This is a genomic window from Endozoicomonas acroporae (genome assembly GCF_002864045.1).
Taxonomy (GTDB): Bacteria; Pseudomonadota; Gammaproteobacteria; order Pseudomonadales; family Endozoicomonadaceae; genus Endozoicomonas; species Endozoicomonas acroporae.
This window is the reverse complement of sequence record NZ_PJPV01000306.1, coordinates 1-820: the sequence shown is the minus strand read 5'-3', so window position 1 is coordinate 820 and position 820 is coordinate 1. Positions and strand designations below refer to the sequence as shown.

The following is an 820-nucleotide window of genomic DNA, read 5'->3' as shown; positions in this document are numbered from 1 at the left end:
TGTATCCTGCCCGTTGTCCAGTAGTTTCGCCATGGCCCAGAGCAGGTTGGCGATTTCCTGTGGTTTGAAGTTAGCTTTCGCTGTGTTCACGAGTGGCAGCAGCGCGTCCACGGCCTCTTTGAGCCCCGGTGTCCGCTCCTGCCCGTTGTCCACCAGTTTCGCCATGGCCCACAGCAGGTTGGCGATAGCCTGTGGTGTAAAGTTATCTTTCTGTGCGTTCACGAAGGGCAACAGCGCGGCCATGGCCTTGTTGAGCCCTGATGTCTGCTCTAGCCCGTTGTCCACCAGTTTCGCCGAGGCCCATAGCAGGCTGGCGATTTCCTGTGGTTTGAAGTTAGCTGTCTGTGCGTTCACGAAGGGCAACAGCGCGGCCACGGCCTTGTTGAGCCCTGATGTCTGCTCCTGCCCCTTGTCCACCAGTTTTGCCATGGCCCACAGCAGGTTGGCGATATGCTGAGGAATAAATTGGTTTTTCTTTGCGTTCACCTGGGGCAACAGTGTGGCTACAGCCTCTTTGAGCCCCGGTGTCCGCTCCTGCCCGTTGTCCACCAGTTTTGACATGGCCCAAAGCAGGTTGGCGATACCCTGTGGTGTAAAGTTTGCTTTCTGTGCGCTCACTTGTGGCAACAGCGCAGCCAACGCCTCGTTGAACTCTGGTGTTCGCTTTTGCCCGTTGTCCACCAGTTTCGCCATGGCCCACAGCAGGTTGGTGATATGTTGAGGAATAAATTGGTCTTTCTGTGCGTTTACGAAGGGCAACAGCACGGCCACGGCCCCTTTAAGCCCCGGTGTCCGTTCCTGCCCGTTGTCCACCAGTTTC

The 820-nt window shown here is 56.8% G+C and carries 1 protein-coding gene; it reads right to left on the bottom strand.

What is annotated here, in order from left to right:
- Positions 1-820: DUF1601 domain-containing protein (locus CX664_RS25445; protein WP_146000392.1), on the bottom strand; the 820-nt coding region annotated here is incomplete at both ends.